Raw genomic sequence first — 8,684 nt, forward strand, 5'->3', positions numbered from 1 at the left:
CCTAAACGTTTTGAAAGTGTCGAATAGTCCACTGATTTTAAGCCGTGTGCGGGTGCAACATCCGCAGCGTGGCGCATACTTTTCCATTCAAATGTAGCAGCACCAACCAAGTAGTCTAAAAGTGTCGCTACATGACATTTACGAGCCGTATCTTCAAACTGAAACTCAGCTAGAATCCCGTCCAGCTCTTCCTGTGAAATAAAGTTTTGAAGTAATGTGAAAATCGTGGTATTCGCGAGCCTAGAGATTCCTCCTCGTAAATGTTGGTGTGGTAACTTACATTTTACATGGAATCTCTCTTTTTTATTAGTTTTTTATAGGAAAATTTAGTTAATCAACAGACGTGGCCCGAAACATTATTTTATTTATCGGAGATTTAGCTACTCAACAAATGTGTTTTGGATTTTTACACGAAATTGAAGTTCCAAAAGAATTAGAAGATTAAAATCCGCTATACTCACCCCCCCATTAATACTATAATTGGTATAAATAGGGGGGGTATTTGATGGTTGAATGGATTATTAATTTTATCAACTTACCAGTTCAATATGTTTTAATAGTCGCGTCATTTTATTTATTATCAGGTAGAAAAATAACTCGTAAAGAATTATTAAATAGCATAATAAAAGTCTTTATACCCGCTTCTATTATCTATCAATTTGTATACTGGCTTGGTATTATCTATCTCATAATTAGCTTAGTCCTTTACTTTTCTGTCTCAAGAAAAAATGAAATACTCTATTGGATATCTATTGTAATAATAGCTATTATTTCGGACCACCTAGCTACCACTTTTATATATAGTATTATCATACATACTGAAACGTACAGGTTAATTTTAAGGTTAATTTTATTTGTTATCATACATCTCATCATAATCTATCTAATTTATTCACTAAAAACGCGCTATAATTTAAAAATACCTTCAAGTATCTATTGGGTAATTACTTTATTAGTCATAATTACATTAGGTATTTTTTATTTTAATATTTTTAGAATCTATAATCAAACTAGCATTGAAGCATTAAGGGTAAATACCTTATTTTTAATTTTCTACTTTATGCTAACCTTAACTTTAATATGCGTTATCGTGTATATTAATATTAAAATTTACGTTGTTAAACAAAATGAAATTGAATTTAAAAATTTCACTGAATATGTACAATCTGTAGAAAAAGTTAATAGTGAAATGCAAAAGTTTCGCCATGATTATTTAAATATACTTCTTGGCATAAAAGGTTATATAAAAGAAAGAGATCTAAATGGATTAGAAGAATATTTTAATAAAGGTATTTTTAAATTTGAAATTAAAACTCTAGAGAGCAATAAAATTCTAGGTAATTTAAATAACATTCAAGATCTAAGTTTAAAAGGTCTATTGTTTAATAAAGCTAGCAGTGCAATAGAAAAGGATTTAGCAATAACTATAGAAGTACCCTCTCCCATTAAGGTACCATCAAACTCGATTAATTTAACTAGAATATTAGGTAATCTTATTGATAATGCAATTGAAAATTGTATTGAAGAAGGTACAAAGGGAATTAATATTGCCATTATAAAGCAAGATACTTTCACCTTATTTGTTATTCAAAACGAACTGAAAAATACAGATATTAATATTAGTAAGATATTTACTGAAGGGTACACCACAAAAATTTATGGACAAGGATTAGGTCTTGCTAATATTAAAAAGATTATAGATAATTCGCCTGAATTAACTTTAAATATTTGGATAAATGATTGTTGGTTTAACGCAGAATTATTTTTAAAAGGAGAATAAAAATGAAGGTAGTTATTTGTGAAGATAATCTTATGTTTGCAAATCAATTAGAATCATACATTTATAATTATGCGTTTATTGAAGAAAATGGAATACAAGTTATTTTAAATACCGCCTCTGCTCAAAAAGTATTAAACCTCCTCTTAACTGAAAAGGTCGATTGCTTTTTCCTAGATATCGATTTAGGAACAGATGTAACAGGCCTAGATTTAGCAAAAACAATCCGGCAATATCAACCATTTGCTAGTATTATCTTTGTTACAACTCATGAAGAAATGCTATATTTAACATATAAATATCAAGTGGAAGCGCTAGATTTTATTACAAAAGATAGTAATGACATTCACCCAAGTGTAATTAGAGCAATCGTTACAGCCTATAAAAAGTATATAAAAATAGGAGAACAGCCTGAAGTAAACTATTTCCAAATAAAAATAGGGGAGTATATAAAAAATATTAACATAGACGATATATTATATTTTCAAGTTGGAAATCTTGCTCACAAAATCATACTAACTACATTTCACGGTAAATTTGAATTTTATCAATCCTTAAGCGAAATTGAAGACGTCGATAAATCTTTTTTTAGATGTCATAGAGGGTATATTATAAATTTAAGAAATATTAACGAAGTGAATTTACAGACTAAAAGTATTCTAATGAAAAATGGGGAGCAATGTCCGTTATCATTTAGAAAAATAAAGTTATTAAAAGAAAAATTAAAATCAATCGGCTGTATACATAATTAATTCCTTAATGGCTGAACAATTCTAAATTTAAGAAGAATTGTTCAGTTTAATTCGATTCATTCAATAACGTACAACAAAATCCATTGATATTGCTACTAGTAAATTAAGCTCGCTGCACTTTTCTATACAATACTAAGAATAGTCCGATAATAATTACTCCCAACAATAAGAATTTACTTATCATAAACCGATCCCATAAAGGTGTTAGAAAAATAAATATTCTTGGCCAAGGCATAAAAGTTCCTTGCGTCACTACTTCAATGACTGTGTAAATGCAAATAAGTGTTAACGTCACTTCTATACTTCCAGTGAAAAAAATAAGAAAAGCACCTGTACACAGATAAAATATTATTAATAATGGTAAATATAAAATCGTAATTATATTCAAATAATCGTATTTCAAAAAAATAGTTAGCACCAATGCCCCTGTCAATAGTACATGAATAAAACCATAACTAAGGAAATCATACGCTATCCATTTTTTATAATACGGTAATAACGTATCTTTTGCGCCATGAATAAATATTTCACTGTATCGAAAGATAAGATGCCAGCAACACATTGGAATGAAGATTCCTTGTATCATAATATACGTTGTATAAATACTGTCTGAATCAAATGTAAAGAAAATGAGTACAGTAAAAATAATTGTCCAAACTACATAGGGAAGGTAAAATATTTTCCCCATTGTTTTACGATCAAAAATGAACATTTCTCTAATATATTCCATGCTTTTCACCTCTAACAATTGCTAAATAACCGTCTATTAACTGAGGTTTAACGATTTCCCCTTCTTCTGGCTGCGTGGAAAATAATCGAACTGTATAAAAATCACCATTCTCTTTAATCTGTACAACATTTTTTAAAAGCATAAGCTCATCTAACTCTACTTCTGCAACATCCTTTTCATAAACAAAGCCTTGCGCTTGTTTATTCAGTTCCTCAGGTGAGCCTTCAAAAACCATTTGCCCCTCTTTTAAAACACCAATCTTCGTACATAAAAATTCGATATCTTCTACGATGTGAGATGAAATAATGATCATATGAGATTTAGATAAGCTTTTCAGCAAGTTTCGGAATCTTATACGTTCTTCAATATCAAGACCTGCTGTTGGCTCGTCAAATAAAAGAATCGATGGCTTTCTCATAAGAAGTTGTGCAATCCCCACCCTTCTTCTCATACCTCCAGATAGCTCATTCATTTTTTTGTACTCATGATTCAACAAATTTACTTTCTCTAGCACTTCCATAATTAGTTGATGCCGTTCTTGTTTTTGTCCAATTCCTTGTAAAACCGCAATATGATTCAGTACATCATAGACCGTTATATCCGGATACACCATAAATTCTTGTGGTAGATAACCAATCATCGAATTCGATCGGATATATTTTTTAGTTAAATATTCTTCTCCATTAATCAAAACTGATCCGTTTTCAGCTTTTATTAATCCCGCTAGAAACTTCATTAATGTTGTTTTCCCAGCTCCATTTGGTCCAATCAAACCGTATACCCCTTGTATATTTAATTGAATATCATGTAATATATACCGTTTTTTCATACGAATAGATACACCTTGAATTTCAATTCGCATCAGTCATCGCCTCCTCTATAAACTGGCCGATTAAAGTCCAATTATTGTCCAATATCTCCCTATGCTGATACCACTTTTTCAATAATTCCTGTTGAGTATTTCTATCCACTTCAAATAGCGTTGAATATACTTTAGTGGCTATTGCATGCTCTTCTTCTGATAACGAAATGAACGACATTGGATAGAGATCTCCACCTAAACCAAGCTCGTATTGATCTACCAAAATATTCGCTACAATATTTGCCCACTCATAATATACGTGAGCATCTTCTACAAATGCTTCCACTAATTTCGGTGGGGTTAGATAGGTCGTATAAATTGAATCGATTGGATAAAGCGAATCAGTTGGATATACTAATGTTCTTTCGTATAATTGCCCTAATCCCGTATTTGATTGGAAGATAAATTGTTCAGGCATCCGTTTTACATCTAATCCTAACTTGCTCAAGTCGCCGTGCACCAACTCTGTTAATTCAATTATTTTATTAAATTGTTCCTTATTTTCAGACCAATCTAATGGATAAATTATCGTATATTGATTAAATTCGTACTTATTCACATCGGCTTGCATGACAAATAAACTATTTGCTTCACCTTGATAGAAATGATTAGAAATTTTATTGATATTCGTAATAACATCATGCTCACTATATACATTGAATTTAAATGAATCTTTAGTAGGTACCAGAGGAATTAGCTTTTCTCTCTGTTCATTGTATTGATAAATCGGACCTTCATACGGTTTTGGATACCAGCCCATACTGCCAGTCAAAAGCAGTCTATCTCGTTGAATAGATGGCTCTTTTATTTGATAAAAAAATACCAATTCATTTGTACCACTCGATTTTATATGTACTAGATCGCCATCACGTTCAAACTCAACTGATTCTCCTTTACTATCTATAATTTTTTCAATTACATAAGCATTACTCAATTGAAAACTTGGCGTAGTTGTATCCATTTCTTTAAAAGAGATTTTTACTTCTATTGGGCTACCTAATTTAATCTCATATTCATTGATTAAATATCCGAGATCTGCAGGCTGTTTCTGCTTGTACCCTTGATAAAACTGATTCTCTTTTTCAGCATCTGCAAATTGAAAAGCCATTGAATTCGTTCTCGCCATTATAAATACACTTGTTAAAAATAAAACAAATGTAATCATCAACGTTCCAATCGTATATATTCTTTGACGTGAGATACGACACCACTTCAAACTACATAATCCAATCACAAATATGCTGAGGAAAACCCAAGCTAAAGCCTTCCATAGCGTTCCATAAGAAAAAGCAAAACCTAAATAGGACCGATAAACATCACTGATATTTTGTACCGTCACATAGAAAAAAGACTGAAAACTAGCAGCAGGTATTTCTCGAAAATAACTAGAAAAAATTGTTGTATTCAGTGGTCCTAACAATAACCACACAATAAAAATGACGACAAAGCTGATTTTACTTTTATTCAACATCATTGCGATAATAATTCCAAGGACAAACGCAATAAAAATAGTCGTTATATAATAGATATATAGAAACTGTGCTGCCTCTAAATAAAACGACGTGTATGGCACCCCAACACGCCAATAAAACACCCATAAGCAACCAATTTGTGATGTTATAAATAGTACTTGAACTGTTACATGAACAATGGCCTGAGCGATTATTTTTTGTATTAAAATAACATACGAATCTGAAAAGAAATTTTGAACATTATAAGCCAATTCGTTAGAAAATGAACGATAAAAAAATACAATATAGAGTAAAAATGCGATGCCTATTGGGACAAAAACTTCCCCGACCAAATTCCCATAATCCGACATACCAAAATCATCCGTTATTCTAAAAATAAAACGGAGAATAAATGTAACAAAAAATAAAAAGAGCATTCCTAGATAAAGCTTACTGGTCATCATTTCTTTAAAATAAAATAGACATAAATTTAGTAACCTCATAATATAATAATCACCTCAAATCTTCTTTTTTATCATTCTCTTTGACATTTATAAAATAGACTAAAAAGATGTATCAGTTAGATGGTACATCTTTTATTATTAGTATTATCCTACTCACCTCTAACAATTATTTCTAAATCTATATTAAATCAATCCAAAGAATATAAACCGATTTTTCCTAAACGTTGAATTACTATTCATGAATGTATAAATTTCGACTTCTGTAATGTCAAAACTATATTTTATAACTATGATTACAGCCATACTTTTCCACCCTGGAATGCTAAGTTATTTACCGTTAAACTAACCTCCTTCCTTGTTAATCGATCAACTCACTTAGATTGATATCAAGCCTTTACAGGCATGATTCTTGCATCAATGAACCAACTTAATATAAAATCTGGCTCCTTTTTCGTAAGGAGATGTACTACATGCAGCATAATTCCTAGAAGAAAGAATGAACGCTGAACGAAAGAAGAAGTGTGAAGAAAAACTAGCCATTTTTCGATATGCAGCGGATGTATTGTAAGCCCGTAATCAAATAACGCATATAAAACATCAGGCACCTCCGGTACGATAGACGTATCAATCAAAGGAGCATTCCTGTTAGAAGAATTTTCGGGGACTTGAAAACAAAAAAGCCCTCTCGTATGATGTTTGAGTGTCAACCAGACAATTGACTCGCACATCCACAGAGAGGACTTACAATCATGAATTTTAATACGAATGAAAAAATTAATCAAGTTTCTGAAAATACTTTAGTCATCGGCATCGATATCGCCAAGCACAAACATTTCGCTTGTGCAGTAGATGATCGTGGCCGTGTGCTTCAAAAATCCTTTCCGATTTTCCAATCGCGCATTGGATTTGAAGCGTTTTACGAACGTCTACTTGCGCTCAAACAGGCGCATGAAAAACAAGAAATCCTTGTTGGTTTCGAGCCAACAGGTCACTACTGGATGAACTTAGCTGCGTTTCTTACACAGTACGGGATTCCGTTCGTGATGGTCAATCCGATGCACGTCAATCGCTCGAAAGAACTCGACGACAACCTGCAGACGAAAAATGACCAAAAAGATGCGCTCGTCATCGCCCGTTTAATGCGCGATGGACGTCTAGAGCAAAGCCCACCTTAAGTAAAGAAACGGAGGATTCGAGGGTGAACTCTATATTTTTATTAATCATTTCAATTTATGCTTTTTTTATTGGCTATAAGTTTATTAAATCAAATTTTAATAAATCCTTATTTACAACTTTTATTATTCTTCTTATTACAAGTACTTTATTATTCTTCCTGATAGATATAGTTACTTTCAAGCCACAACCAAATAAAGCGGTTTCTGGTAATGGGAATTTAGGTCTTATTGTTCTATACTTCCTAATCCCAATTTTTCTTATCCTTTTATTTATTTTAAGTAAAGGAATTTATCAAGGCTTTCAACAGCAACCACTATCTGAATTAAAAAAACATATCATGTTTGGGGTTATTCTACTTGTAATGGGGACTATATTGCAAATAACATATGTTTCAAGTACATTAAGCGCTTTATCAAATCATCCATATAATCCATTCGAAGAAGGATATAGTGGAAATATCGTAAATCAGTACACGAACACCTTGTTTTTCAATGGGAATATATATGGTATTTTTATTGCAGCAGTAGTTATTGGAACACTTTTAACTCTTTGGTTTAAAAGAAGAAAAGACTACTCTAAAATCTAGATACCATAGTAAAAGGGGTAGCATCACATACCCATCAACCTAAGCACATCAATACCCCCAACATAAAAAAAACGCTATTCTTTCTTTAACATCAGTAGTTTACAAGAAAGGATGGCGTTTTTCATGCATCAAATCCTATCCAATGAATTGAACCTTTTCGCACAAGAATTACGCGATTGTTTATCTCCAACCGTCTTACAAGACATCGCAAAACGCGTTGGCTTTGTCAAGCGTGCGAGTAAGTATCAAGCGAACGAACTCATTGCCCTTTGTGTCTGGCTTAGTCAGGAGGTTGGGAGCACATCTCTTATCCAATTGTGTAGTCGTTTAGAGGCTTCGACGGGTGTGTTGATGAGCGCAGAAGGCTTGAATCAACGCTTTAACCAAGCTGCCGTTGCTTATCTTCGCGAGGTCTTTCAGGCGCTTCTTGCACAAAAGCTCTGTGCCAACCAATCACTCCCCGACACCTTGCTGTCTTGGTTTAAGCGAATCCGTATTTTAGATGCGACCATCTTTCAACTGCCAGATGCGTTCGCTCATGATTATCAAGGATCGGGTGGCAGTAGTAACACGGCAGGCGTAAAAATCCAATTGGAATACGACTTACTAAGTGGTCAATTTCTGAACGTACATGTTGGACCAGGAAAAAACAATGATAAAACGTATGGAACCATCTGTCTTCAAACGGTAGAGGCCAGCGATTTATGCCTGCGCGATCTTGGCTACTTCGATTTAGGCGACTTACAGGCCATTCATGAGAAAAAGGCGTACTATATTTCACGGTTGAAGCTCAATACAAGGATTTATATTAAGAACCCTGCGCCAGAAATGTTCAAAAACGGGACGTTAAAAAAACACACCGAATACATTCAACTCGATATGGTAC

Annotated in this window: 8 protein-coding genes and 1 pseudogene; 6 read left to right on the forward strand and 3 right to left on the reverse strand. The window is 32.8% G+C overall.

What is annotated here, in order from left to right:
* Positions 1-343: 343 nt before the first annotated feature.
* Genes DDE80_RS15795 through DDE80_RS12945 form a run of 3 tightly spaced genes read left to right on the forward strand, consistent with a single transcriptional unit; the run spans position 344 to position 2,529 of the window.
* The gene (locus DDE80_RS15795) at positions 344-445 is read left to right on the forward strand and encodes a cyclic lactone autoinducer peptide (protein ID WP_108308291.1); all 102 of its coding nucleotides are present in this window, start codon (positions 344-346) and stop codon (positions 443-445) included.
* Between the two features lie 60 nt (positions 446-505).
* Complete coding sequence (locus tag DDE80_RS12940; RefSeq protein ID WP_108308293.1) at positions 506-1,780, forward strand: sensor histidine kinase; 1,275 nt, start codon at positions 506-508, stop codon at positions 1,778-1,780.
* Positions 1,781-1,782: 2 nt separating this feature from the next.
* On the forward strand, positions 1,783-2,529 hold the full coding sequence (locus DDE80_RS12945; protein ID WP_108308295.1) for a LytR/AlgR family response regulator transcription factor: 747 nt from the start codon (positions 1,783-1,785) through the stop codon (positions 2,527-2,529).
* Between the two features lie 103 nt (positions 2,530-2,632).
* On the opposite strand, the gene DDE80_RS12950 is transcribed toward DDE80_RS12945, so the two are convergent.
* Genes DDE80_RS12950 through DDE80_RS12960 form a run of 3 tightly spaced genes read right to left on the reverse strand, consistent with a single transcriptional unit; the run spans position 2,633 to position 6,075 of the window.
* A complete protein-coding gene (locus tag DDE80_RS12950) occupies positions 2,633-3,259 on the reverse strand; it encodes a hypothetical protein (protein WP_108308297.1) in 627 nt (208 codons plus the stop codon).
* Positions 3,246-4,121, reverse strand: a complete 876-nt coding sequence (locus tag DDE80_RS12955; RefSeq protein WP_108308298.1) for an ATP-binding cassette domain-containing protein — start codon at positions 4,119-4,121, stop codon at positions 3,246-3,248. The genes DDE80_RS12950 and DDE80_RS12955 overlap by 14 nt, the downstream gene beginning before the upstream one ends.
* Complete coding sequence (locus tag DDE80_RS12960; protein WP_108308300.1) at positions 4,111-6,075, reverse strand: hypothetical protein; 1,965 nt, start codon at positions 6,073-6,075, stop codon at positions 4,111-4,113. The genes DDE80_RS12955 and DDE80_RS12960 overlap by 11 nt, the downstream gene beginning before the upstream one ends.
* A gap of 710 nt (positions 6,076-6,785) precedes the next feature.
* Between DDE80_RS12960 and DDE80_RS12970 the strand changes: the two are divergent.
* The 3 genes and pseudogenes from DDE80_RS12970 to DDE80_RS12980 form a co-directional block, all read left to right on the forward strand.
* Positions 6,786-7,190, forward strand: a pseudogene (locus tag DDE80_RS12970) (IS110 family transposase); the annotation flags it as partial.
* A gap of 44 nt (positions 7,191-7,234) precedes the next feature.
* Positions 7,235-7,798 (forward strand): hypothetical protein, encoded by a 564-nt coding sequence (locus DDE80_RS12975; protein ID WP_108308303.1) that lies wholly within the window; start codon positions 7,235-7,237, stop codon positions 7,796-7,798.
* Between the two features lie 123 nt (positions 7,799-7,921).
* Positions 7,922-8,684: IS4 family transposase (locus DDE80_RS12980; RefSeq protein ID WP_108308305.1), on the forward strand; the 763-nt coding region annotated here is incomplete at its 3' end.

The organism is Metalysinibacillus jejuensis, assembly GCF_003057615.1.
Classification (GTDB): Bacteria; Bacillota; Bacilli; order Bacillales_A; family Planococcaceae; genus Metalysinibacillus; species Metalysinibacillus jejuensis.